The organism is Thermostichus lividus PCC 6715 (assembly GCF_002754935.1).
Classification (GTDB): Bacteria; Cyanobacteriota; Cyanobacteriia; order Thermosynechococcales; family Thermosynechococcaceae; genus Thermosynechococcus; species Thermosynechococcus lividus.
In genome coordinates this window covers 2231865-2257917 of the sequence record NZ_CP018092.1, presented here as the reverse complement: position 1 = coordinate 2257917, position 26053 = coordinate 2231865, and the positions used below count along the sequence as shown (strand labels likewise).

13 protein-coding genes, 1 tRNA gene and 3 pseudogenes are annotated in these 26053 nt (G+C 52.0%); 6 read left to right on the top strand and 11 right to left on the bottom strand.

Annotation, left to right across the window (positions count from 1 at the left end; translation table 11 throughout):
* Positions 1-33: 33 nt before the first annotated feature.
* From BRW62_RS10960 to BRW62_RS10950, 3 genes and pseudogenes are all read right to left on the bottom strand, one after another.
* Positions 34-750, bottom strand: a complete 717-nt coding sequence (locus BRW62_RS10960) for a biotin--[acetyl-CoA-carboxylase] ligase (protein WP_099799452.1) — start codon at positions 748-750, stop codon at positions 34-36.
* Positions 751-2361 carry an NYN domain-containing protein gene (locus BRW62_RS10955; RefSeq protein ID WP_099799451.1) on the bottom strand — a complete coding sequence of 537 codons (1611 nt, stop codon included), beginning with the start codon at positions 2359-2361 and terminating at the stop codon, positions 751-753.
* A 79-nt stretch (positions 2362-2440) separates the two neighbouring features.
* Positions 2441-4073 (bottom strand): annotated as a pseudogene (locus BRW62_RS10950) (helicase HerA domain-containing protein).
* Positions 4074-4604: 531 nt separating this feature from the next.
* Between BRW62_RS10950 and BRW62_RS10940 the strand changes: the two are divergent.
* Genes BRW62_RS10940 through BRW62_RS10925 form a run of 4 tightly spaced genes read left to right on the top strand, consistent with a single transcriptional unit; the run spans position 4605 to position 13865 of the window.
* Complete coding sequence (locus BRW62_RS10940; RefSeq protein ID WP_099799450.1) at positions 4605-9860, top strand: CHAT domain-containing protein; 5256 nt, start codon at positions 4605-4607, stop codon at positions 9858-9860.
* Positions 9861-9914: 54 nt separating this feature from the next.
* On the top strand, positions 9915-11564 hold the full coding sequence (locus BRW62_RS10935) for a CTP synthase (protein WP_099799935.1): 1650 nt from the start codon (positions 9915-9917) through the stop codon (positions 11562-11564).
* The gene (locus BRW62_RS10930; RefSeq protein WP_099799449.1) at positions 11561-12154 is read left to right on the top strand and encodes a DUF3318 domain-containing protein; all 594 of its coding nucleotides are present in this window, start codon (positions 11561-11563) and stop codon (positions 12152-12154) included. The genes BRW62_RS10935 and BRW62_RS10930 overlap by 4 nt, the downstream gene beginning before the upstream one ends.
* Before the next feature lie 43 nt (positions 12155-12197).
* Positions 12198-13865: an O-linked N-acetylglucosamine transferase, SPINDLY family protein gene (locus BRW62_RS10925; protein WP_099799448.1), complete on the top strand. Its 1668-nt coding sequence runs from the start codon at positions 12198-12200 to the stop codon at positions 13863-13865.
* 21 nt (positions 13866-13886) lie between these two features.
* Here the strand turns inward: BRW62_RS10925 and BRW62_RS10920 are convergent.
* Positions 13887-13981, bottom strand: a pseudogene (locus tag BRW62_RS10920) (IS1 family transposase); the annotation flags it as partial.
* Between the two features lie 679 nt (positions 13982-14660).
* On the opposite strand from BRW62_RS10920, the gene chlP reads away from it, so the two are divergent.
* Positions 14661-15869 (top strand): geranylgeranyl reductase, encoded by a 1209-nt coding sequence (gene chlP / locus BRW62_RS10915; RefSeq protein ID WP_099799447.1) that lies wholly within the window; start codon positions 14661-14663, stop codon positions 15867-15869.
* On the opposite strand, the gene BRW62_RS10910 is transcribed toward chlP, so the two are convergent.
* From BRW62_RS10910 to BRW62_RS15355, 4 genes and pseudogenes are all read right to left on the bottom strand, one after another.
* Entirely contained in the window at positions 15858-16775 is a 918-nt protein-coding gene (locus BRW62_RS10910) for an RluA family pseudouridine synthase (RefSeq protein ID WP_099799446.1), read from the bottom strand. The two genes, chlP and BRW62_RS10910, sit on opposite strands and share 12 nt — an antisense overlap.
* A gap of 8 nt (positions 16776-16783) precedes the next feature.
* Positions 16784-17770: a chlorophyll synthase ChlG gene (chlG, locus tag BRW62_RS10905; RefSeq protein ID WP_099799445.1), complete on the bottom strand. Its 987-nt coding sequence runs from the start codon at positions 17768-17770 to the stop codon at positions 16784-16786.
* A gap of 213 nt (positions 17771-17983) precedes the next feature.
* Positions 17984-20500 (bottom strand): glycogen/starch/alpha-glucan phosphorylase, encoded by a 2517-nt coding sequence (locus BRW62_RS10900; protein WP_099799444.1) that lies wholly within the window; start codon positions 20498-20500, stop codon positions 17984-17986.
* Between the two features lie 280 nt (positions 20501-20780).
* Positions 20781-22201 (bottom strand): annotated as a pseudogene (locus BRW62_RS15355) (sodium/glutamate symporter).
* A gap of 77 nt (positions 22202-22278) precedes the next feature.
* On the opposite strand from BRW62_RS15355, the gene BRW62_RS10890 reads away from it, so the two are divergent.
* The gene (locus BRW62_RS10890) at positions 22279-23703 is read left to right on the top strand and encodes a mannose-1-phosphate guanylyltransferase/mannose-6-phosphate isomerase (protein ID WP_099799443.1); all 1425 of its coding nucleotides are present in this window, start codon (positions 22279-22281) and stop codon (positions 23701-23703) included.
* A 22-nt stretch (positions 23704-23725) separates the two neighbouring features.
* Here the strand turns inward: BRW62_RS10890 and BRW62_RS10885 are convergent.
* From BRW62_RS10885 to BRW62_RS10875, 3 genes are all read right to left on the bottom strand, one after another.
* A tRNA-Ser gene (locus tag BRW62_RS10885) sits at positions 23726-23817 on the bottom strand.
* Between the two features lie 149 nt (positions 23818-23966).
* Entirely contained in the window at positions 23967-25097 is a 1131-nt protein-coding gene (nagA, locus tag BRW62_RS10880; protein WP_099799442.1) for an N-acetylglucosamine-6-phosphate deacetylase, read from the bottom strand.
* Complete coding sequence (locus tag BRW62_RS10875; RefSeq protein ID WP_099799934.1) at positions 25094-25318, bottom strand: indolepyruvate ferredoxin oxidoreductase subunit alpha; 225 nt, start codon at positions 25316-25318, stop codon at positions 25094-25096. The genes nagA and BRW62_RS10875 overlap by 4 nt, the downstream gene beginning before the upstream one ends.
* Positions 25319-26053 lie beyond the last annotated feature (735 nt).

Below are 26053 nucleotides of genomic sequence, written 5' to 3'. Positions count from 1 at the left end.
CGTTTTCCTAATCATGCCACAACGCCTCGTAAATTACTCGTAAATTATATGACCACTGGCAACCGTAACGACCTCACCACCGGCCAACCGCAACTGTAGATGACCCTTGGTATTGATGCCAGCGCCTTCTCCTTGCCACAGAGCGGGGGCTATCTTCTGTTGTTGTGTGACCTCTGTAACTTTAATGGCGCGACCCCGCAAAAAGTCCCGCTGACTCACGGCGCTCAACCAGTCGATGGAACTCTCCCAACACCATAACAGTTCCTCGCGAATGGCCATTAACAAGTCTAGTTCCGTCGGTACTGCGGTTGCTTCGGCCACTAGGGTTTGCAAACTAATGGCTTGCGGCAGCTCATCTTTGCTGAGGTTAAGACCAACCCCGACCACTAGCCATCCTTGATGGTGCTCACACAGAAGACCCGCTAATTTTTTCCCCTGGGCCATAACATCGTTAGGCCACTTGAGTTGTAGCTGCTGCCGCAACGAGGGCACCACAGATTCAACCGCCTGCACGACTGCTAACCCCGCCACCAAGCTGGGGGCAACGATCGCTGGAGAGGCGGTCACCACAAAGGAGGCAGTAAAACCTCCTGAGCGCCACTGTCGTCCATACTGGCCGCGACCGTGGGTTTGATTGCGGGTATAAATAACTTGGCCGTGATAGAGACTATTGGCATGGCGCAATGCCCACGTATTCGTACTGTCGCAGGTCTCTAACCAAGTCAACCACGGGGGGAGGGGCTGACTCATCTAGCTCTCACGCTGGCTAGACACTGATGGCGGCTTCGGGGACTTAAACGGCAAGAGTTCCTCTAATAGTTCTGGCTTTGGGTGCTCTTGCAAGGGGTGCAGATGAGGCTGAAGCAGTTGACCAATCCACTGTCGTAAGGACGCTTGGCACTGAGCTTCATCGGTAATCGATGCAGCTACAAAGTAGCGATCGCCCCCTTCTGGCGCCGGCACCAGAATACCCGCCTCTTGACAATTAACTAAGGCCGTTTCAACGTGGCTTGGTGTTAGCTGTGTTGATGTAGTTTTGAGGAATAGGGCAGCAAGCTCTGGTAACTGAGCCGCCACATCACGGTGCTGAAGCAACCATGGCAAGACCTCGGCAAAGGTAGCGGGGAGGGCTAAGGTACATCGTTGTTGTGCCAATAGTGCCCGATAGGTGGCCAAGCTATGGAGCGGACGTTTCTCAAAGTTGGCTACGGCGATCGCCCCTGGGGGCAAAGACTCGCGCAATCCTAGCTTCAGTTGGTTAGGGCTGCCCTGGAGATGAAACACACAAAACACCGTATTTTTGCAAACGTAACGCAGATACTCCGAAAATTTAACCATCCCCAGTTGCAGGATATGAAACTGGGGTAGCAGCGCCTGCACCGCTTCTTGAACTTTACTGATTGCTAGCCCCTCTTGCCGCAGCATAGCAGCACAGTGAGGATCGCGACGGTACCACTCAAGCACTTCACGGGTTTTGGCGATCGCCCCTTCTGCTTGACAGGTAGCGCTGCCCCTGAGAGCCTGACAAAGCCGTTGATTATCTGGATCCGCAGGCAGCGCCTTGAGAACAGGGGGACTAGCAATCGCAGGAGGTGCAGCCAACGGCGGTTCGGACTGCCGTGCTAGGGTAGGGTCTGGAATGTGAACAAAGACATCACAAATCGCTTGGAAGCTTTTGCCCGCCGCATCTTCGTAGGCACAGCCAATCACGGTTTTGCCGTACTGCCGCAGTTTTTTAGCAAGGGAACCAAACCCGCCGTCGCCAGAGACAATCACAAAGGTGTCTAGCTGCGGATCTTGGAAGATTGCATCGGTCACATCAATGGCCAACTGAATATCAGCGGCATTTTTACGATTTTCGTAAGAAAATCCAAAGACTTGTACGGGCTCAATTCCCAGTTGGTGCATTTCCCGTCGTAGGGGGCCTAAGCGGGTATCGCTCCAGTTGGCATAGGCTCGCTGCAACAGTACCCGCTCAATGGGATAGACTTCAGTAATGCGCTCTTGGATAGACTTCAGAGAAATTTTGGCAACATCAGAAGTTCTAATGTTGTAGCCCTTAATCAGGTTTTCAATATCATAAAAGATTGCTGTGCGACGGGTTGCACTAGAAGCAGGCAGACGATCCAGTTTAGTTTCTACATCAGCTAGTTTGCGCTCAACAGCGGCTAAGGCCATCTCAAAGGTATGCATAGCTGAATCGGAGGCGTGAGTTCGTTGGCGATCGCTCAGCCAACTGCCGACCAACGCACCAGCAGAACTCACCGCTACAATCGGCATGGGTTGCCGCACAAAGGCGATCGCCACTGAACCAGCGACTACCGCACCTAGAGGAGGTATGCACCACTGCTGCCATCTCATACTTTTTGTATCTTACCGTAACCGTTTCTCTCGACGCTGAGCCACTAGGTACAGTGTGCTCAACCTCCCCAAGAGTCAATTAAAGACCTAAGTCAGCTTTAGCAGCTTGAGCCGCCTCTAACAATAACGGTGTGGGTAACTCTGGCCAAGGAATATCCGCCATCTCTTCATAAAAGGTTTCATCATAACTACGGGTTTGGATCACCACTGGCATGGGCACGGCATGACCCAACACCAGTGCCTGCTGCTTTGAGTCGAGTTTAGCTAAAACAGAGCGCAATTGCTGAGAACCTGCCACCCCCGTAAAAATAGCTTCAATATCCTTTTCATCGTTAAGCAGAGCAGTAATGCGGGTGCCAATCTGGGACATAATCTCACTGTCAATGCCAGAGGGGCGCTGATCCACCACGAGCAAGGTGACAAAGTACTTGCGCATTTCGCGGGCAATGGTGCCAAAAATGGTTTGCTTTACTGTGGCAGGGTCTAAAAAGCGATGGGCTTCTTCAATGGTAATCACCAATTGATGGGGGCGATCGCTGGGGTTTTTCGTTTGCAAAAAGACCTCGGACTGTTGCACATAGGCATGGTGAATTCGCCGCGCAATAATATTGGTCGCCAACATATAGGAGAGCATATTGGCTTGAGAGCCAAACTCAATAACCACATGCTGCCCAGCAGCAAGGGTATCAAGAATTTGACCAATATAGTTCTTTGCACAACTATTGCGTAGGTACTTCAGTTGCTCCAGCCGCGTGAGCTTACGCTGCAAGGCCATAATCGAGGCTTTGCTGCCCATCTTGGTTTCACAAAACTCTTGAATCTCTTGGTTTGTCATCCCCAGCAGACGGCTAATCCAGCTTCTGCCAAATTCATTGCGCAGGATGATCGCATTTTCAAGACTTGCTTCCGACAGATTCAGCTCCGCTTGGACAAGGGCAAGGTCCTCGACTTCAATTTGGTCAAAACCAATATAAAGCTCTTGGGCATCTCGCACCCCCCGCCGCTGGGTGGACTCTGGGTCTAAGGTATAAATTTTCACACAGTGAGGAAATAGTTGCCGCAGACCCTTGACAGTGCTAAAGTGCTTGCCTTCGCAGGTTGCTTCCCAGCCATACTCCGAGTGCATATCAAAAATGAGGTTTACCGCCGCCTGCTTGCGGATAATGCCCGACAGGAGCAGGCGAGTCAAAAAGGATTTTCCGGTACCCGACTTACCAAAAACGCCATTACTGCGCTCGACAAAGCGATCCAAATCCAAGCAAATGGGCACCTGCATCTCAAGGGGATAACCAATGGCAAAATTGCGCCGCTGTGGATCCCCCTCCCAGCCAAAGACCGCACGAAAGTCCTGATCACTCGCTTCATAAACCGGGCTAAAATGACCGGGAATGGTTTTCACCGGAAGTAAATCACTGCCCGCCTCGCCAATCATCAGCATCGGCGCCAGACTGAGAGTGGCAAAGGTACCCGTCCCCGCCAACACCTCTTGCAAAAACGTATCGTCCAACGCCGGTGGATTTAGCAAGATACGCGGATTAGCCGTGTCGAGAACCACATCCGTAAGGAGGCAAAAAAAAACGATTGCGGCGGCCTTGCACAACCAGAAATTGCCCTACCCGCAGTTCTTCAACAGCCACATCGCCACTGAGGCGAACCTCTAAGCCTTGACTCAACGAGCCTTGAACAACAATACCTAATTGTGTTTGTGCCATGCCTACTGTAGCAGTGCAGTTTCAAGCAGTCTCCCTACCTTTGGATATTTGCGCACATACTTACGCGCCACCTTTAGCAAGGGTAACGCTGTGCCCTGTTCCGGTGATCAACCGAAACTATTGGAGATTAGTATTTCGCCATCTTTGACATACTCCCCATGCCTAAAGGCAGGGGATTCTTGTTCTTGGTTCTGCGACAGCACCTATCGCATCAGGTTGTCCTGCTACGACAGCGGTGCTTATCTCCCCAAGCGTTCCCCCTTGCGGGGCAGTTCCCTTTTGCCCAAAGGTACTGTTAAACCAACCAAAAAAACTTAGGTTGTTTTCTAGCCGTTAGGCTATTGGGTTTTTAGAGAGGTTGATTACCCTTACCTCTGGTTTTAGTTTAATCTAAAACCACTCTAAAAGACGAGTTTTTAGGCCTAAAATTTTCGATAACACAACATGCGCCTTATATCCCCATGCCTGAAGGCAGGGGCTTTACGGCGTTTTCGGTAAACATGCCAAGCCACATCTAAGTAGAGGCTATTTATGAACTGGACATGGCGATCGCTCCCGCTGACCGTGCTGTGCTGGGGGATGTTCACAAGCACAGTAGCCGGTCAAATCACCCCTGCCCCCAATGCTACCGGCACCACCGTCACCCAAACCGGTCAACAATTTGATATTGGGGGTGGCACCCTATCCGGCAACGGCAGAAACCTCTTTCACATCTTTCGGGACTTTAACGTTGGCAGTGGCCAAACCGCTAACTTCCTCTCGAATCCTCAAATTCGCAATATTCTGGCCGGAGTCAATGGCGGCAATGCCAGTTACATCAACGGCCTTCTGCAAATTAGCGGTGGCAACAGCAACCTGTACTTGCTCAACCCTGCCGGAATCGTCTTTGGCGCCAATGCCCGCCTCAACCTGCCCGCTGCCTTTCATGCCAGCACAGCGCAGCGGGTGCATTTCGATGGTGGTGTGTTTGATCTCAACGGTAATAACACTTACAGTCAACTCAACAGCAACCCCACTGGCTTTGAATTCCTCAACAAAGGCATCATCATCAACGAAGGTCATCTGGCCGTCGGCAGTGGCCAAACCCTGAGTTTAATGGCGCACCACGTCATTAACACCGGTAGCCTTGTTGCCCCTGCCGGGACGATTCACCTCATTGCCGTTCCCGAAAGTGGCATGGTGCGGGTCTCACAAGAGGGGATGCTCCTCAGCCTCGAAATTCCTCAAGAGCGACTCCCCGCAGACGGCATCATTACCGCCATAGATCTACCCAATCTACTCACCGGCGGTGGCACCTATCCCACCGTCAACAGCGTCATCCAGCACCCTGATGGCACCATTAGTCTCGTGCACGACCCTGCCAAGGTGCCAATGGGCAGCAGCACCGCCGTGGTGGGGGGTAATGTATCCGTTACCAACCCCAACGGCATCGGTGGGCAAATCACCGTCACGGGGCAAAACACCGCTCTCCTGAATGCCAACCTCAATGCCTCCGGCCAGTTTGGTGGTGGCACAATTCTGATCGGCGGCGACTATCTAGGGGGCACAACAGGCACCCATCGCCTTGATAGCAGCTTCAATGCTCAAAACCTTTTTATTAACCGTGGCAGCATCATTGCAGCGGATGCCCTCAGCGATGGCAATGGCGGTACCATCATTGCCTGGGCCGATAATGCCACCCAGTTCTATGGCACCATTACGGCGCGTGGTGGCCAACTCCGAGGCGATGGTGGCTTTGTAGAAACCTCCGGGCGCAACGTCCTGAATGCCTTTGGCGTTGTGGATGCCAGCGCTATCAATGGCAAAGCTGGAACATGGCTGCTTGATCCCTTTGATGTCACCATCGTTGATAGTAATGTCGTTAATAATGGTGGTTATTCTGGTGGCGATCCTGATATTTTTACCCCCATTGCCAATGCAACGGTCGGCAATCAAACAATTGAAAGTCGGCTCTCTGGGGGTACAAATGTTGAAATCACTGGCAGCAATATTACGGTCGATGCACCTATAGATGCGTTCTCAGGCTCCTCTGTTACGCTTCGCTTTAATTCTGGCAACAATATTACCCTCAATGCCCCAATTAACCTAGAAGCTTCGTCTGGCAACACAACAACTGTTAGTTTGCAAGGAAATGGCCTCATCAGTCAAAGTAGTAGCGGCACAATCACTGCAGATATTTTAAGGCTCTCTGGCAATGGAACCTTTAACTTAACTGCAGCCAATGATGTGTCTGAACTAGCTGGAACGGTTGGTGGAGCCATCTCTTTTGTAAATACAAATAGTGTTACCATTAACTCGCTGACAGGAAATCTATCGGCAGGTGGCAATATTACTCTTCAGTCCCAAACAGGATCTATTTTTGTCGCTCCATCGTCATCAATTAACTACACTGGCTCAGGAGTCGGTTCAATTACTTTGAAAGCGGAAACGTTGATTGGACTTAGCAACGCCAGTATTCAAGCAACATCAGGATCCGCCAACATTTTACTTTCAAGTAACAGTAGTGGAATTAATATCGGCAACTCGATACTTGATTCAAACGGGGGGAGCATTACTATTAATGGTACTGGAGGTGGTTCGGCGGCGGTTCTGATCCAACTCTCCAGTCTTTTATCACAAGGAGGGAACATTAACATCACTGGTACTGGTAGTAGCACCGGTGTTTTGATTTCCGATTCAACCTTAAATGCTGGGGGTGGTCATATTACCCTGACTGGTCAGGGCTCTGATGGTGGATGGAGTAGCCGTGGTATTGAGATGACGGATGCCATAGTGACAACAACAGGCAGTGGCAATATTGAAATATTCGGTACGGGTGGCGATCCCATCCCAGAAGGATTGAGTCAAGGGATTGAGATCACTGATTCCTCCATTACAAACGCATCGGGAAATATTTTACTAGAGGGGCGCTCTGGAACTGGAAATGATTTCTTTTTGAACCGAGGGGTGTCAATTTCCAGTGAATTTGATGGAACGATGCTAATTAGCAGTAGCACTGGCAATGTTCAGATTCTGGGAATCGCTAAGCCAGATGGAACTGGAGTTGAAATTTCTTCTGGGCTACCCTCTACAACCATTATTCAGGCTGGTGGCTCTGGAAACCTTTTAATTGATGGCCGCAGTAGCGAATCTGGAACTGGCATTGAAATTAATTCCTATGACGATGGTGTTGCTCGCTTTCAAGTAGAGAATGGAACCTTAACCTTTGCGGCGTTAGGTAGTACCTCTTTGTGGGCTGACAATCCAGCTAATATATTCATCGCCTCTAATGGCAGCGGTCGTTTAGTCTTTCAACCCGTGCTTGCCAGTACCACAGTTGGCGTGGGAAATGGTGCAACGGGCAGCTTATTGATCGATCAGACACTGCTGGATCGCATTAGTGGTGGGTTTTCCCTCGTGACCATTGGTCATCCCAGTGGTACTGGCCTAATGGATGTGCGTCCCTTGAGTTTGAGCTATAACCTTGCCTTGCAAACTCCCGGTGCTGGTTCCGCTGGGATTCAGTTTAATGGCTCTGGGGTCACAACTCTGAATGGGCGCAACCTAACCCTCAACAGTGGCGGCGGTGTCAGCCAAGGCAGTCATGCCATTGCTGCCAACACCCTACAACTGCTCGGCCAAGGCAACGTCACCCTCAGCAACCCCAATAACCAACTGCAAGCACTATCGGGCAATGTTAATGGCGGGGTCACCCTCAGCAACCAAGGGGGGCTTGCTATCACTAGCTTTAATAATGGGGTCAATGGCCTGACAACTGGCTTGAGCACGAACGGTAACCCTTTCATTGTAAATTTAGCCACTGGCAACCTTACCCAAACGGCTCCGCTGCAAGTGGGGAGTTTAGGGGCAACCCTACAAAATGGCAGCGTCACCCTCCTAAACCCCAGTAACCAAATCGGCACAGTTGCTGCTCAGTTAAACAGTTCCAGTGACTTTCAGTTGGTGAACAACGGCACCCTCACCGTTGGTACCGTCAATCCTACAGGGATTACAGGTCGCACTATTTTTCTGCAAACCTTGACGGGTAACATTGTTCTGAATGCACCGATTACCGCCTTTGGCTCTGGAGATGCCATTGTGCTCGTGGCTGGCAACAATTTTATTAATAATTTTGGCTCAACGGTCTTTACGAACCCCAATGGGCGCTGGTTGGTCTATTCCACAGATCCCAGTCTTGATGTGAAAGGCGGCCTTACGGGTGCCGAGCAGTTTGATACAACCTACCCAGGTGCTCCCTTGTTTGGCGGCTCAGGATTCCTGTACCGGGTCTCTGCTCCCGCGCCACCGTCAGAGCCTCCCGCACCACCGTCAGAGCCTCCCGCACCACCGTCAGAGCCTCCCGCGCCACCGTCCCAATCTGAAATCGATGAAGATCTAGGCAAAATTTTCTTTGGCGAGGAAGTGCAAAATCCGGAATTTCCGGAAACAGTTGCCCAAGTGCTCTATTTTCCGGGGGTTGACATTATTCGCCAGCAAATTGCCAATGCCTTTGATCAAGGCGATTATGCAACGGCGGTTAAGCTTTTGGAGCAGCTTTATACTTTTGAGTTCAGTGAGTATTTTGGTGAACTGTTTAACACCCCTGGTCAGGAGGGGCTACAAAATCTTGATATTGCTCAAATTCAAGCATTGCTAGCTCGAATGGCGGCAGAAACCGGACAAACTCCCGCCCTCACGTATGTTTTTTGGCGACCCGGCCAACTGGATATTTTTATTGTGACACCGACGGGGGAACCCATTTATCAGGCGGTGCGTGTCTCTCAGGAGGAACTCCAGCGGGTGATTTCTGCCTTTAACCGAGAGGTGCGGGATCCGGCTAAAACGAATACAGACTCCTATTTGCCCTTTGCGCAGCAACTGTACCAGTGGATTTTGGGCAGTGTAGATCCTGAACTGCAAGCTCGGGGGATTACTACGCTTGTCTTTGCGATGGATCAGGGGTTGCGAGGACTGCCGATCGCCGCGCTGCACACTGGCTCTAACTTAGTGTCTTCTACGGTGACGGATGTACCTATGGGACCCAATGGCCAGTTCTTAGTGGAGCGCTACAATCTGGGTCTAATTCCCAGCATTAACCTTGTGGATACCCGCTATCAGCCGCTACAAAATGCGCAAATTCTGGCGATGGGAGCGTCTGAATTTCAAAAGCAAAGTCCACTACCGGCGGTTCCCATCGAGTTACGCACCGTTACCCAACTGGTGGGACGGGGTACCGAATTCCTTAACGAACAGTTTACAGTTCTAAATCTAGAGACGCAGCGTCGCCGTAGTCAATTTCCAATTTTGCATCTGGCCACCCACGCTGAGTTTAATCCGGGTAAACCCGACAATTCCTACATCCAGTTTTGGGATAGTCAGCTTTCGATCGCCCAGCTACGGCAGTTACGCTTGTTCCGGCCACCTACAGAGCTAATGACCCTCAGTGCTTGTCGCACAGCGGTGGGGAGCCGCGAGGCCGAGCTAGGGTTTGCAGGGTTGGCACTGCAAGCGGGGGTAAAAACCTCCGTGGCCAGTCTGTGGTACGTCAGTGATGAGGGCACCCTCGCTTTGATGACGGAGTTTTATAAGCACTTGGGTTCGGCACCCATTAAGGCAGAAGCCTTGCGCCAAGCTCAAATTGCCATGATCAAAGGGGCAGTTGTGATCGAAGGTAATAGTCTGCGGAGTACCGGTGTGCGGGGGGAGCTAGCCATTCCCCTGCCGGAAGGGTTAGCTACTAATGGGACACGCCAACTCTCGCATCCGTACTTTTGGGCGGCGTTTACGACCATTGGTAGTCCTTGGTAGAAACCCAAGGTACAGTAATCTAATGGGTACGGGGTAGCAACTCACTGAAGCATGATGACTAAATATGTGTTTGTTACGGGCGGCGTTGTCTCAAGTATTGGCAAGGGTATTGTCGCTGCCAGCTTAGGGCGACTGCTCAAATCGCGGCAATATTCTGTTTCAATTCTGAAGCTAGATCCCTATATCAATGTGGATCCGGGAACCATGAGTCCGTTTCAGCACGGAGAAGTGTTTGTGACGGATGATGGGGCGGAAACGGATCTGGATCTTGGCCATTACGAGCGGTTTACCGATACCCCGATGTCGCGGCTGAATAGTGTTACCACTGGCTCGATTTATCAAGCGGTCATCAATAAGGAGCGGCGGGGCGATTATATGGGGGGCACAGTACAGGTGATTCCCCACATTACGAATGAAATTAAGGAACGGATTTTGCGGGTTGCGAAGGATAAGAACCCCGATGTTGTGATTATTGAGATTGGCGGCACGGTTGGGGATATCGAGTCTTTACCGTTCCTTGAAGCTATCCGGCAGTTTCGCACAGAGGTGGGGCGGCACCATGTTCTGTTTATGCACGTTACGCTGGTGCCTTGGATTCCGTCGGCGGGGGAAATGAAAACAAAGCCCACGCAGCATTCGGTGAAGGAGTTGCGCTCGATTGGGATTCAGCCGGATATTCTCATCTGTCGCTGCGATCGCCCCTTGGTGCCGGGCATTAAGGAAAAACTCTCGCAATTTTGTGATGTGCCCGTCGATGCGGTCATTCCCTCAGCAGATGCCAAGAGTATTTACGAAGTACCGCTGCTGCTGGAACGGGAGGGGTTGGCCACCCAAGTGCTAAGGCTGTTGAACCTTGAGCAACGCTCCCCCGATCTGAGTCAGTGGCAAGCCCTAGTGGAGCGGCTCTACCGTCCCCAAGCTCCCATAGAGGTGGCGATTGTCGGTAAGTATGTCCGTTTGAGTGATGCGTACCTCTCGGTTGTGGAAGCGTTACGGCACTCGGCGATCGCCCTCGATCAAGAGTTACACATTCGCTGGGTGAACTCCGAAGAGATTGCGGAAAATGGCGCAGCGGCTTACCTCGAAAACGTGGCGGCAGTGGTTGTCCCCGGCGGCTTTGGCATTCGCGGTGTGGAGGGCAAAATTGCTGCCATTCAGTACGCCCGCGAGCAGAACATTCCCCTTTTGGGGCTGTGCCTAGGGATGCAGTGCGCCGTGATTGAATGGGCACGCCATATTGCTGGCCTAGAAAACGCCAACAGCGCCGAGTTTGACCCCAATACCGCCCATCCCGTTATTCACCTATTGCCGGAGCAGCAGGATATTGTGGATTTGGGGGGCACCATGCGCCTAGGGTTGTACGCCTGTCGGCTGGTGGCTCACTCCCTTGCTGAGCAACTCTACGGTGAAACTGTGATCTATGAGCGGCATCGCCACCGCTATGAGTTTAATAATGCTTACCGCAGCCTTTTCTTAGAAACGGGTTACGTCATTAGCGGTACCTCCCCCGATGGCCGCTTAGTCGAAATCATTGAATATCCAGCACACCCCTTCTTTATTGCGGTGCAGTTTCATCCGGAATTTCGCTCTCGTCCCAATCAACCGCACCCACTGTTTTATGGTCTCCTTGCAGCTGCAACGAAGCGCGGAACGTTGACGAACTCTCATGTCGTTTCCACCGTTGCCACAGAGGTTACGCCGTGACCCCAGACTCCGAGATTCGCCGTCTTCTAGACCTCATGCCCGCCTCCGCTCGGATGCGCTGTAAATTGGTCTCCCGTCCGCAGCAGGCACAGGTCATTACCTATCGGCCAGCCCTGCCGTGGGGCGATCGCCCCATTGAAATTAATTTCCGCCTCTGGAGCCGGTTAGATACTCGCGAGCGGGATCTACTGATCTTGCGAGCCGTAGCTTGGTTTAACGCAACGGGATTAATCAAATTAGATCTGTATCAGGGGGTAACCGTTGCGGGCGCCCTTGGCACCGTCTTGCAATTCCTGCAAGCAGATGCAGTGGGGGCGATCGTCGCGGGGGGTCTAACCGCCTTTGGTGCCCTCCAAGTGTGGCAGAATACACGCGGTGTGGCTGTGGAAGTGGCGGCCGATCGCCACGCCTTACAGCTGGCGCAACGCCGGGGATACAGCGAAGCCGAAGCAGCAGCAGCTCTACTTGCCGCTATCGAGCATGTGGCGACCCTTGAGCGCCGACCTGTGCTTGAAGTGAACGACCTTATTCGCACCCAAAACCTGCGGCAATTGGTCGGAGACCCAGTCACCCCCAATCGGGTAGCGTGAGGAACACACACTTACCCCCCTTGCAACTTGAACCGTCATACCTATGGACTATCTTCAACTTGCCTTGCGAAGTCCCCATCCTGCATTTGCGAAAGGCTGGGAGAAATTTGCAAAGAAGCAATGGCAAAATAAAGAGCTTAATAAGGCCATTGCTAGTTTTAAGCACGCCCTCTCCTTAGATTCTCACCTTGCTACAGCATGGTGTAGCTTAGGCATTCTCAGTAGCTCTGACAGTAACTTAGAACAATCTCGGCATGCCTATGAGGTTGCGCTTTCTTTGCAACCAGACTGGAAACTTGGTATTGAATTTATACGGTGCTTTAGCTATTTACTCAATGTTTATGATACGCCAGAAGAAGTGTTAGTCTGTCATCAACAATTTGAAAAAGCCTTTTTTGAATTTTACACGGCTTTTCAAAATGCATCTGTTGAAGAAATCGGGCAACTGCATCACTGGATTGGCTATGTAGGAATGTTTCTGCTCCCCTATCAGGGATTGCCCACTCGTCATCTGCAACAGATGTATGGTCAGTTTATTCATGATGTCATGACAAAGATCATTCCCAAGGGCAAAGAGCGCCCTGCAATGCCAAAGCTCTCTCCAGACATACCGGTGCGAGTGGGCATTCTCTGTGGCTTTTTTCGCATGCATACGGTCTGGAAATTAATGCTCCATAACTGGATTAAATACTTAAACAATGAAAAAATTAAAATCTATGCTTACTACCCACAGGACTATACCGATCAATGTACCGAAAAAATTAAGCGCTACTGTCATAAATTCGAGATGGGAATCCGCCCGCTTGAATCATGGTTTGAATTGATTAGATCAGACCAACTACATCTGATGTTATTCCCGGAAATTGGCATGGACTTAGACGTGATTAAACTAGCTAGTCTGTGGTTAGCTCCCATTCAGTGCATGTCGTGGGGACACCCAGATACCTCTGGTTTGCCCACAATCGATTATTTTCTAAGTAGCGAATTAATGGAGCCAGAAACGGGTGATTCAGAGTATTGTGAACAATTAGTACGGCTTAAAAATTTAGGGATTCAGTTCAGTCCCTTACCAGAAGATGAAAGGGCACCGATTACGCGACAGGAGTACGGATTAAAGCCTGATGCAGTACTGTATGGTTGTTTACAGTCGGTGTTTAAGTATCTGCCACAGTTTGATTATATTTATCCAGAGATTGCCGCTGCCGTCGGCAACTGCCAATTTGTCTTTATCAGTCATCATATGACCAAGCATAGCCGCCAGCGGTTTGAAGCCCGCCTTGAGCGAGCATTTTCTGCCAAGAACTTGCACTGGCAAGACTATTGCTTTATCTCCCGGCCTTTGAATTTCTATGGGTTTACCTCCATGCTGCACTGCCTCGATATTTTTCTGGATTCTATTGAGTGGTCGGGGGGTTGTACAACCCTAGAAGCCCTGAACTATGCCCAACTCCCTATCGTGACCACTCCCGGACGATTTATGCGGGGGCGGCACACCGCAGGGATTTTGACCCAACTGGGGCTACCGGAACTCATTGCGCCGACCGTGAGGGACTATATCCACAAAGCGATTGAGCTCGGCCAGAATGTGGCGTACCGTGAATGGATTCGCCAGCAGATTCAGACCAATTTACCTCGAGTGATGGCAGATCAAGAAGGGCTAAAATCCCTAGAAGCATTTATTTTGCAAACGGTGTACTCCTATCGTAATTAATTGGGTTCTTCCGGAACGGTCTAAAATTCCTTTTCTAAAGTGGTTAACGGCTGTCCACAGCCAGATTTTGTTTTTGTAGCGCTGACAAAGGGTTCCAATTCATCCAGTTCTCCAACCATCTGGGACTTGACTTCTCCCCTCCTTGAAAGAGAGGGGATTCCCAAAGGATGCTACGCAACGGGCTGAAGCCGCGTTGCTTCGCTTTTCCCTTGAGCTGTCACCCACAACTTAATGCGGGTGGGGGCAGTCAAAGACCCCCTACTCACCTCAAGCATTTCCGCTATTGGGACTACGTTTATGTTTCGGTTCGTGGTTTCGCGCTTTTCAACACTAGCCAATTCGATACGCTCAACATCCTGCCATTGCTTGCAGTGGTTTAGGCTTGCCGCTAAAGCGGTAGTGACTTACTTGCCGGGATTTCTCCGTACTAGGATGTCTCTTCGCGTAGTTGATACGCCTACTTTCCACGTTTTTAGGTTAACACATAGAGAGGGCTAAAGCCCCCTGAGTTGGCTGTATCCCCTCGCTAAAGCGGAGGGGTTTTAGCCCGCCCACATCACTCCTATAAATCTCTCGGGTGTCGCTAAAGAGCAGCCTCTTGCCAGCGACTCCTCCAGAAAATGCTCTTGTGTGCCTGCGTAAAGTTACCAATACCCTTTGCAAGGCCGGTGACATCGTGACCAAATATTGAAAAGTGTTACAGTTGTGCCCTTTGAGGATTAAATCCTTGAAGACAAAAAATTGCCGTGATACCATCCAAACTGTTGTTTGTTAGCAGTGATTGGGAGTTGTCCGTTGTCACTTCGGGTAGCCGTTGTTGGTGGTGGTCCAGCGGGTTCCTCCGCCGCCGAAATTTTAGCCAAGGCTGGAATTGAGACCTATCTCTTTGAGCGCAAGTTAGACAATGCCAAGCCCTGTGGCGGAGCCATCCCCCTGTGCATGGTCAGTGAATTTGAGTTGCCCCCCGAAATTATTGATCGGCGGGTACGGAAAATGAAAATGATTTCCCCCTCCAACATTGAGGTGAATATCGGCCAAACCCTCAAGGATGATGAGTACATTGGTATGTGTCGCCGTGAGGTTCTAGACACCTTTATGCGCAACCGGGCGGCGGATTTGGGCACAAACCTCATCAATGGCACGGTGTTTAAGCTGGAGCAACCCAGCGGCAGTGATCAGCCCTATACCCTGCACTATGTCCTAGGGGATGGTAGCACCCAGACCCTTGAGGTGGATCTCGTCATTGGCGCGGATGGGGCAAATTCCCGCATTGCCAAGGAAATTGATGCTGGTGATTACAACTATGCCATTGCCTTTCAAGAGCGGATTCGCTTACCTGCTGACAAAATGGCCTATTACGACGAGTTGGCGGAGATGTATGTGGGCGATGATGTCTCCCCTGATTTTTATGCGTGGGTGTTTCCGAAGTACGACCACGTGGCCGTGGGCACCGGCACCATGAAGGTGAATAAAGATCGTATTCGTGAGCTACAGGCAGGCATTCGGGCGCGCGCGGCGGCCAAACTGGAAGGAGGGCAAATTATTAAAGTCGAAGCCCATCCAATTCCAGAACATCCCCGTCCGCGACGGGTGGTGGGGCGGGTTGCCCTCGTGGGGGATGCTGCCGGTACGGTAACCAAGTCCTCTGGGGAAGGGATTTATTTTGCGGCTAAGTCGGCACGGATGTGCGCTGAAACCATTGTCGAGACGTCTAACAATGGCCGTCGCATCCCCACAGAAGCTGATTTGAAGGTTTATCTCAAGCGTTGGGATAAGGCCTACGGTATGACGTACCTCGTGTTGGATTTGCTGCAACGGGTCTTTTACCGCTCGGATGCCACCCGCGAGGCGTTTGTGGAGATGTGTAGCGATGTGGATGTGCAAAAGCTTACCTTTGACAGCTACCTCTACAAAACTGTGGTGCCTGCAAATCCCCTAGTGCAGTTGAAAATTACTGCTAAAACCATTGGTAGTTTACTGCGGGGCAATGCGTTAGCACCGTAGCAGGCGCAGGAGTTTTTCTAGGTGCGCTGGCAGGGGGGCGATCGCCACGATCGGGTCACCGGTTCGCGGGTGGATCAGCTGTAACCGGAAGGCATGGAGGGCTTGCCCGGGAAGGTTCATCTTCACAGGGGAGCCTCTACCGTAGAGGGGATCCCCCACTAAAGGCCACCCCAGATGTGCTGCGTGCACCCGAATCTGGTGGGTGCGTCCGGTGTCTAGGTGAAATTCCACAAGGGCACAGTGGCGAAAGCGTTCTTGAACCTGCCAGTGAGTTGTGGCAATGCGTCCTTTGGGGAGTGAGACAACGGCCATTTTTTTGCGATCGCGCTCATGGCGACCGATGGGAGCAGTAATGCTGCCCGTTTCGGTGCTGGGTTGTCCATAGACCACGCCGAGGTAGTGCCGCTGCATTTGGCGGGATTTGAGTTGGGCTTGTAGATGATGGAGGGCGGCCTCGGTTTTAGCTACTACCATTGCCCCTGAGGTATCTTTATCGAGGCGATGGACAATGCCTGGCCGCTTGATGCCGCCAATCCCAGCCAAATCGGGACAGTGCGCCAACAGACCATGCACTAGGGTACCGTGGGGATGACCCGGTGCTGGATGCACGACTAGACCTACCGGCTTATTGAGGATCAGCAGATCGCTATCCTCGTAGAGAATGTCTAAGGGGAGCGCTTCCGGCTCAAGCGCTAGGGGTTCTGGCTCCGGCAGGGTAATTTCTAAGACGTCTCCGCCACTGAGGGGGTGGTTTTTGCGATCGCAGATGCGGTGATTAATGCGTACCTGCCCCTGCTGAATGAGTTGTTGCCAGCGGGAGCGGGAGAGTTGCGGCTGGTGCTGGGCTAAAAATGTATCGAGGCGATCGCCCCCCTGTTCAACCGTGAGGGTTAGGGTTGTGGCCATGCCTAGAATTAAACAAGGGTGTGCCCCAACGCCAAGCCAACCACTAGCATTCCCAAAACTAAAAAGGGCTGAGCACTGGCTTGGTACTTGACATCATTTTTTAGGGGATCCCGCAGAAAGTACATATCCTGAAAGACAATTTGCGGAATCACCAGCAGAATTAAAATCACGGCGTAGAGATTCGCGTGCAAGGCTATAAGGTAACCCGCAATCCCCAACTGAAAAATATCAATCATCAGGACACAAATCCACGCCGCTGTGCCCACCCCAAACATTACCGGCAGGGAAGCCAATCCCAGTTGGCGATCGCCCTCGACACTTTTGAAATCATTGACAATGGCAATGCCCAACCCCGCCAAACTATAAATCAGGGTCAGTACCACAATCGTTGGTGTTAATTCACCAAAAAGGGCATGACCCGCCCACCACGGCAGAGCAATGTAACTGGCTCCCAAGGCATAGTTCCCCAGCCAGCCATTTTTCTTCAGCTTGAGGGGGGGCGCGGAATAGATGTAGGCCAGAAACCCACCAAGCAGGGCAATTTTTGTGACGGGCAAGGTGGGATGATTCGCCCATACATCCAAGAGTACAGCCAACCCCAAACCTGCCACTACCAGAAAAATAATCTGGGCACGCACTTGGTTAAGGGAAATAGCACCTGAAGGAATTGGGCGGTACGGCTCATTAATGGCATCGATCTCGCGATCGTAATAGTCGTTGAGGGTTTGGGTATAGCCCGCCATCAACGGCCCAGAGAGCAACATACAGGTTGCCGCCTTCAAAATATCTTCAAGGCTCCACGTAAAGCCACCGGAGGAGGCCGCCCCACACACCACCCCCCAGATTAGAGGAATCCAGGTAATGGGTTTCATTAACTGGAGGCGAATTTTCCAGATATTGGTTTCTCCGCTTTTGGCACCCTTCATGCCCAAAAGTTGCCGCGCCGCTGCCGCGGTCTCTACTGCCGGTGTGGTTGAATCAGGGGTGTCCGTCATAGCGTTTCTTGCCCAGCATTACGTAAATGATTATAAAGCGCAGTGGCAGGTTCCCCAGAGTATGGCTCAAAACCTGAGCTACGGTACAGGCAACACGCACCTCTGTGTCTGCGGGGCAATCCAAGGACGTAAGTGCTGTCGTAGAACCAGTAACCAGAATCCCCCAGTTTTAGCTGCGCGGAGTATGTCAAGATGCTGAGGGGGCACCCTAGGTCATTGGGCAATATAGGAGGTGTCTGCTAGGGGCACATGAACGGGCTGTACCCGCCAAATGTCTTCGCAGTACTCACGAATGGCGCGATCGCTGGAGAACTTACCCATGCGTGCTACGTTCAGGATTGACATTTTCACCCACTGTTTTTGGTCGCGATAGAGGCGCGTAGCCTGCTCTTGGCAGTCGACATAGCTTTGGTAATCTGCCAGTAGGCAGTAGCGATCGTTTTGCCATAGGTGCTCAACAATGGGGCGAAATAGCTCTGTATCGCCGTGGGAAAAGTGACCACAACTGATGAGATCCAGCACTCGCTTGAGCATGGGGTTATTGTTGGCAATCTCCCATGGCCGATAGCCGTTGCGCCAGATCTCCTGTAGCTGTTCAACGGTATTGCCAAAGAGGAAGAAGTTTTCAGCCCCCACTTCTTCACGAATTTCGACATTGGCGCCATCGAGGGTACCAATGGTCAGCGCACCATTGAGGGCAAATTTCATGTTGCCAGTGCCTGAGGCTTCATAGCCCGCCGTGGAAATTTGCTCAGAGAGATCGGCAGCCGGATACACTCGCTGACCACAGGTAACGTTATAGTCTGGCAAAAAGACGACCTTCAGGCGATCGGCCACTGTCGGATCGGTGTTGACCACCTCTGCTACAGAGTTAATGAGTTTAATAATCAGCTTGGCCTTGTAGTAACCAGGAGCCGCCTTGCCGCCAAAAATAAATGTGTGCGGTGTAATGTCGAGGTTCGGATGATCTTTGAGGCGTTGGTAAAGAGTAATGATATTGAGAACGCACAGGTGTTGCCGCTTATACTCGTGAATGCGTTTCACCAAAATATCAAAAATCGAACTGGGGTCAACGCTAATACCCACCCGCTGCTGAATATACTCGGCTAGGCGCACTTTGTTTTTGTGTTTGACCGCGTGCCACTCGGCGGCAAACCCTGCATCCTCGGCAAGAGGTTCAAGCCGCCGCAGTTGATCGAGGTGCTTAATCCAATCCTCACCGATATGGTTACTGATCAGTCGGGTTAGCCCCGGATTACTCAGCACCATCCAGCGACGGGGGGTTACCCCATTGGTTTTATTGGAAAACTTTTCAGGGGTGAGTTCGTAAAAGTCTCGCAGTACTGTTTGTTTAAGCAGTTCTGAGTGCAGGGCTGCCACCCCATTGATGGCATGGCTCCCCACACAGGCTAAGTTGGCCATGCGCACATAGCGGCACTCACTTTCATCAATAATCGAAAGCCGCGCTAATCGCTCCTGATCACCGGGATAGGCAAGCCGCACCTGATCAAGAAACCGCTGGTTAATTTCGTAGATAATTTGCAGGTGCCGTGGCAGCAAAGACCCAAAGAGGGGGAGTGGCCATTTTTCAAGGGCTTCAGGCAGTAAGGTGTGGTTAGTATAGGCAAAGGTTTGGCGGGTAATATCCCACGCTGTGTCCCAAGGTAGCAGGTGCTCATCCACCAATAGGCGCATTAGCTCCGCCACGGAGATGGCTGGGTGGGTATCGTTCAGCTGGACGGTGAACTTGTGATGGAAACGGGTTAAATCTGAGGAGCACTGTAAATAGAGCCGGATCATGTCCTGAAGGGCACAGGAGCACAAGAAATACTGCTGCATCAGGCGCAGTTCTTTGCCTTGGAGTTGCTCGTCGTTGGGGTAGAGCACTTTGGTGATGTTTTCTGAGGCAATTTTCTCGTTCACCGCCCCGTAATAGTCACCGGTGTTAAAGGCTTGGAAGTCAAAGGATTCAATGGCCTCTGCCCGCCACAGCCGCAGCAGGTTGGCGGTGTTGACTTTATAGCCAAGAATGGGGGTATCGTAGGCAATTCCCTGCACCATCTGATGGGGTTGCCAAACGACGCGGTAGCGCCCCTGATCGTCGGTGTAGCTGTAGGTGGAGCCACCAAACTTAACTGGCAGAGTGATTTCAGGACGGGCAATTTCCCACGGATTACCGTAGCGTAACCACTTGTCGGTGATTTCTACTTGCCAACCATCGCGGATTTCTTGGTCAAAGATGCCATACTCGTAGCGAATACCATAGCCAATGGCCGGAATTTCTAGGGTGGCTAATGAGTCCATATAACAGGCGGCAAGGCGACCCAACCCCCCGTTCCCAAGTCCGGGTTCTTCTTCTTGATCGAGGAGTACGTTGAGATCTAGGCCTGTTTGCTGCATGGCTTCGGCAACGGCATCGTACAACCCTAAGTTAATGAGGTTGTTACCAAGGTGCGGGCCAAGCAAGAATTCTGCCGAGAGGTAGCAAACGGTGCGACTGAATTGATCGCGATAGGTTTTGGCAGAGTTGAGCCAGCGCAAGAGGAGGCGATCGCGCACAGTGTAGGCAAGGGCAAGGTAATGATCATTTTTTGTGGCAACTTCTGGAAACCGTCCTTGGACAAAGAACAGGTTATCCATGAAGGCGCGGCGCAATGTTTCAACACTTGTACCGGTGCGATCGTCTTCTGTAAGCACCGTCGGGCAACCAGGTGGAATTAAACTGGTCATTGTGGGAATCCTCGCAAACTACGCGGTGAATAATCGGCCCTTGCCTTAGTTCTACCGCGATTGCTCCAGCTTTCCAGACAAGTACAGGATCTCTTTACCTTAATTAGGGTTGGGATTGGCCAAGGGTCATTGCTCAGGGCACACCCCTACTCAGGCAAGTACAACGTGAACGAGAAAGTCATTATCCCATCCTGCGTTGAGTGGTTTCGCCCTCTTCGACCCCTTAGAAGCGTCTTGGGCGAGCAAGTTCAGGATACTGCGTCTGGAGTATGCGTTTGCCCTAGGGCGATCGCCGGATTTGGTGACAGTTCCACAGCCCAAACCCTAACCAAAACAGGAGCAGCAGCGTCGTTAACAAGAGCACAGGCACCACGCCAACATTGCGAATTAAGATGGGAGCCGCAGCGGTAAACAACCCTCCCCCCACAATGGGTTCAAAAAGAATTTGCTTGTAGGCAAAGCTTTCTAAGGCTCCCGATTGATTATGGGGATCCACCATGCGAATTAGCAGCAGCCCCGTTGAGGTCACCCCCATTGACTGCCCCATATCACCAATGCCGCGCTCAAACCAGAAGACGGGTAAAATACGTGGCCCCAAGTAGAGCATCACAAACAGGTTCCAGAAGATACCGCCAAAACTCAAGACTAGAAACGGTAATAGATTTTTGCCAATAGCGGCAAGGGAGAGCGTCGCCAAGGCCGTTATAATCGTGACATCTAAGGCCACCCCACCAATATGGTTGATGAGGGGGCGGCTAATGAGGTATGGCTTGCGTAATCGCACCAGTCCCACCTGCACGAGAATTCCACCAATCAAGGCAAGGGGAAAGAGTGGCACATAGGTCATTAAGGTCACACCCGTTTGCCCCCAAGTCAATCTCTCTAGCCAGCGCAGGGTTTCTAGGATGAGCCAGCCCACAATAATCGCCAGCCCGACAAAGCAAAAGTTCAATGACAACGGATCAATGAGCAGATTCCGCCGAAGTTGTTGCCGTGCCACTCGGGTTTCGGGATCATCGTGAGGGTGTGGATCCTCAAGATCGGTTTCAGTAGGGGCGATCGCCCCGGCCACCTGTAACCGATTCGTCCGTCGTGCCCAGTTAATGAGTACCACCCCAGCGACGACCCCAGACACCAGTCCCACAGTGGCCAACCCCAGCGCCATATCTGCCCCTGCAGCAAAATTGAGCGCTGTAAAAGTTTCTGCCATCCCCGCAGCAGTGCCGTGCCCCCCTCAAAGGCAACTTCAATGAGTGCCCCCGCAATCGGATCGACCTGAAACAGGGGAACAAGGATCACCAGCGTCAAGCCCAACCCCACCACGTACTGCCCCCAGGCCAAAATCTGGCCAAAGGCCACCTGGGGTGAGGCTTTTTGCCAAATCTCGCGGGGACTGGGGATGACCTCCCCAAGGAATAAGCAGGCAAAGACAATATTAATGAAAATGCTGGGGGACTGCCGCCACACCTCTCGGATATCCTCGGCAAAAATGCCATTCACCCATGCTGAATCGGGACTGATTCGTCCAGCGATCGCCCCCAGCACCGCAGGGCCAAGTAGCAACCCAATCACCCCAGCAATAACGGAACTAGGCATATAGAGCGACTGCATCAACGGCCAGCGTTGGCGCACTATTCGCCCCAGCAGCAACAATACACCGAGAAAAATAAATGCCCAAAAAACCGTAATTAACTTAAACATCGTGTCAAGCTAAGGAATTGTCGCCATAATAGAATGCTGAGCACTGCTAATCAATGACTTAGACCTAGGGAGGGAGGATGGACTGTATTCCCGTGATCTTGTCGGGGGGATCGGGCAGTCGCCTGTGGCCGCTGTCTCGCCAGACTCACCCCAAGCAGTTTATAGCCTTAACCAGCGATGGCAGCAGCCTCCTCCAGCAAACATGGCAGCGGTTGCAAGGGTTAGCCACTGTCCAGCCTCCCCTGATTATTGCCAATGAAAACCATCGCTTTTTGGTGGCGGAGCAGTTCCAGCAATTAGGAGTCACGCCAACCCAAATTTTGTTGGAACCGGTGGGACGCAATACGGCACCGGCCATTGCGATCGCCGCCCTTTACATCACAGATATTTTAGAAACCGATGCCCTACTGTTGGTGCTGCCAGCGGATCACTTGATCCAAGATGTTGCAGCATTCCAACAAAGCCTTGAGTGGGCAATGGCACCCGCCCTAGCAGACTGGTTAGTCACCTTTGGCATTACCCCTACCCGTCCCCACACCGGCTATGGCTACATTTGCTGTGGTGAGCCGCTACCGGAACCCCACGCCCACCGCGTCACCAAGTTTGTCGAAAAGCCCGATGGAGCCACTGCCGAGGCGTACGTGCAGGCCGGAAATTACCTGTGGAATAGCGGTATATTCCTCTTCCGTGCCCAAACGTTTTTAGAGCAGCTAGGGCAACAACAACCACAGATTTTGCAGCAGTGTCGCCTTGCCCTCCAGCACGGACGGCAGGATTTAGACTTTACCCGTCTTGCCCAAGAGCCGTTTAGCCAATGTCCCAGTATTTCTGTGGACTATGCGGTTATGGAGCGGACAACCAAAGCGGCGACTGTTCCCCTTGAATGCGGCTGGAGTGATGTCGGGTCGTGGTCGAGCCTCTGGGAGGTAACCCCCAAAGATGAATTGGGTAACAGTTGTCGGGGAGATGTTCTCACCTACGGCAGCAAAAACTGTTTTGTGCACAGTCAGCATCGCCTTGTCACCCTCCTTGGGGTAGAGAACTTGATTGTTGTGGAAACCACCGATGCAGTTCTTATTGCGCAGCAGGAGGCATCTCAGGACGTTAAGCACTTAGTTGAGGAATTACAGCGCCTTGAGCGCCCTGAAGTTCACTCCCACCGGCTGGTATATCGTCCATGGGGTGCCTACGATTCTATTGATCATGGTCATCGCTTTCAGGTGAAGCGGATTACCGTCAAACCCGGTGCCAGCCTATCCCTACAGCAGCACCACCACCGCGCCGAGCACTGGATTGTGGTGAGTGGCACAGCGGAAGTAACCTGTGACGGCAAAACCTTTTTGCTGACTGAAAATGAGTCCACCTATATTCCTATTGGTGCCATTCACCGTTTGGCGAATCCTGGCAAGATTCCCCTTGAAATGATCGAAGTGCAATCCGGAGCCTACCTTGGCGAAGATGATATTGTCCGCTTTGAGGATCAGTACGGTCGCCTACCATAGCGCTAGAAGTAACTGTTGGCAACGGAGAGAGAGGGATTCGAACCCTCGGATAGGAGTTACCTGCCTATCAACAGATTAGCAATCTGCCGCTTTCGACCACTCAGCCATCTCTCCCCTAAGGAGCGTTCTTTATTGTAGATCAAAAATCTGCCGTTCAGCATAGGTCGCAGGAGTCTGTGCTGCTAAAGACTTAGGGCTACACGATACGGTGATTCCCCCCACAGGGGTGGGAACAACGCTCTAAGCCGCTCCTCCAATTTGTTTCAAGGGATTATGAGGCGTTCATAATGGTGGGGCGATCGCCACCGCAACAGGTTCGTCATGGGTTGCTGGAGCAATTCTGAAGGCAGGCCAAGGGCATGGCGGGGCTGAACGGTTGCTAACCGCAGGGCACTTTCAAACCCACACACGCCCCAGTCCACCAAGCGTCCTACCATGGCCAGCAGGGGAACGGTGGTGCCGCACAGCGTCCCATCTTCAAGGCGAGCCGTACCCTCTTTAACCTGAATCTGGCGGTTATCCCACGGATAAACCCCATCCCCCAGCCCTAGGGGTGCAAGGGCATCACTCACCAGAAACAGGCGATCGCCCGCGCACTCATAGAGCACCTTTAGCATTAAGGGGTGCACATGAATGCCATCGGCAATCACACCACACCACACACGTGGATTGACAAGTGCTGCCGCCAATAGTCCCGGCTCCCGGTGATGCAATGGCGGCATGGCATTAAAGGCATGGGTCACCATGGTGGCTCCTGTGGCAAAGGCTGCCTCTGCTTCCGCCGCAGTGGCAAGGGAGTGTCCTACACTGACAGTGATGCTTAGGGAGTGCAAATAGGAGAGCACGCTACCGCTGGCATCTAGTTCCGGGGCAAGGGTCACGATGGCAACAGCACTGCTGAAGGAACCAAGCACCTGCTGAAGCGCTTCAAGGGTGAGGGGCTGTAAATAGGCTGGCGGATGGGCACCGCACTTCGCCGGATTAAGAAATGGCCCTTCTAAATGCACCCCCAGAATATGGGCGCTCGGCTGGTTTGTAGGGGGTTGAAACTGGCTAATCGCTGCCAAGGCACGATGAATATCTGTTAAGGGAGCCGTGACAATAGTGGGTGCGTAGGCATCAATCCCTTGCTGCCAGAGATAGGCACTAATTTTTTCGAGGGGTTCAGGGGTTGTCAGCCACGGAAACGGGTAGCCCAACGCCCCATTAATTTGCAGATCAACGCCTCCCAAGGACAGGTAATCGCCCTGAAAGTCAATCACCTCCGGTGTGCCCGGCGGAATTAAATCGATGCCGATATCTGTAATGCGGCCTGCAGATAATTTAACTTGCTGTAGGCGATCGCACCCAGGAATACGCACGCGATCCAGCCATTGTGAAGAGGCATTCATCATGGGGTGGCTTGCAGATCGGGGCGTTCTTCCGGCACAATTGCTCCGGCCACCGGACAAACTTGCAGACAAATGCCACAGTCGATACAGGTTGCAAAATCAATCCAGAACCAATTGGTTCCCTTGGCATTCTTGCCCGGCCCTTCGTGAATACAGGCAACTGGGCAGGCTTCAACGCAATCGGCAATCCCTTCGCAGGTGTTGGTAACAATCGTATGCGCCACAGTGTGCTCCTCAGTGAGAGAGTTGGCAGGTCTCTTTAGGACTTGTAACATATTTGCTGCCCCCCTGAAATTGGGATATGCCCCCATCCCTTAGCTGAGCCGCTGCATAGGCCGGTTAGGACAGTCCAGCAATGGTCTCTGTGGGTATGAAGGGCTAAGCGGCAGCAAAGCTGAACGCACGAACAAGGATTACTTTCTGCAGCTGATTACCCCTAACATTGACTTCTCCCCTCCTTGAAAGAGAGGGGATTCCCAAAGGATGCTACGCAACGGGCTGAAGCCGCGTTGCTTCGCTTTTCCCTTGAGCTGTCACCCACAACTTAATGCGGGTGGGGGCAGTCAAAGACCCCCTACTCACCTCAAGCATCTCTGCTATTGGGACTACGTTTATGTTTCGGTTCGTGGTTTCGCACTTTTCAACACTAGCCAGTTCGATACGCTCAACATCCTGCCATTGCTTGCAGTGGTTTAGGCTTGCCGCCAAAGCGGTAGTGACTTACTTGCCGGGATCTCTCCGTACTAGGATGTTTCTTCGCGTAGTTGATACGCCTACTTTCCACGTCTCTAGTTTAACACATAGAGAGGGCTAAAGCCCCCTGAGTTGGCTGTATCCCCTCGCTAAAGCGGAGGGGTTTTAGCCCGCCCACATCACTCCTATAAGCATTCAACGCGATGCACCTTGAACAGTGGCCTCCCCCTCGGTAGCGTCTAAGGTGATGTAGCGGATGCTGTGCT

Excerpts from the sequence above, each read along its gene's own strand:
- BRW62_RS10925 (WP_099799448.1), top strand. The coding sequence starts at position 12,198 with ATGGACTATCTTCAACTTGCCTTGCGAAGTCCCCATCCTGCATTTGCG.
- BRW62_RS10890 (WP_099799443.1), top strand. The coding sequence starts at position 22,279 with ATGGACTGTATTCCCGTGATCTTGTCGGGGGGATCGGGCAGTCGCCTG.
- BRW62_RS10935 (WP_099799935.1), top strand. The coding sequence starts at position 9,915 with ATGACTAAATATGTGTTTGTTACGGGCGGCGTTGTCTCAAGTATTGGC.
- BRW62_RS10910 (WP_099799446.1), bottom strand. The coding sequence starts at position 16,775 with ATGGCCACAACCCTAACCCTCACGGTTGAACAGGGGGGCGATCGCCTC.
- chlG (WP_099799445.1), bottom strand. The coding sequence starts at position 17,770 with ATGACGGACACCCCTGATTCAACCACACCGGCAGTAGAGACCGCGGCA.
- BRW62_RS10960 (WP_099799452.1), bottom strand. The coding sequence starts at position 750 with ATGAGTCAGCCCCTCCCCCCGTGGTTGACTTGGTTAGAGACCTGCGAC.
- BRW62_RS10955 (WP_099799451.1), bottom strand. The coding sequence starts at position 2,361 with ATGAGATGGCAGCAGTGGTGCATACCTCCTCTAGGTGCGGTAGTCGCT.
- BRW62_RS10940 (WP_099799450.1), top strand. The coding sequence starts at position 4,605 with ATGAACTGGACATGGCGATCGCTCCCGCTGACCGTGCTGTGCTGGGGG.
- BRW62_RS10900 (WP_099799444.1), bottom strand. The coding sequence starts at position 20,500 with ATGACCAGTTTAATTCCACCTGGTTGCCCGACGGTGCTTACAGAAGAC.
- nagA (WP_099799442.1), bottom strand. The coding sequence starts at position 25,097 with ATGATGAATGCCTCTTCACAATGGCTGGATCGCGTGCGTATTCCTGGG.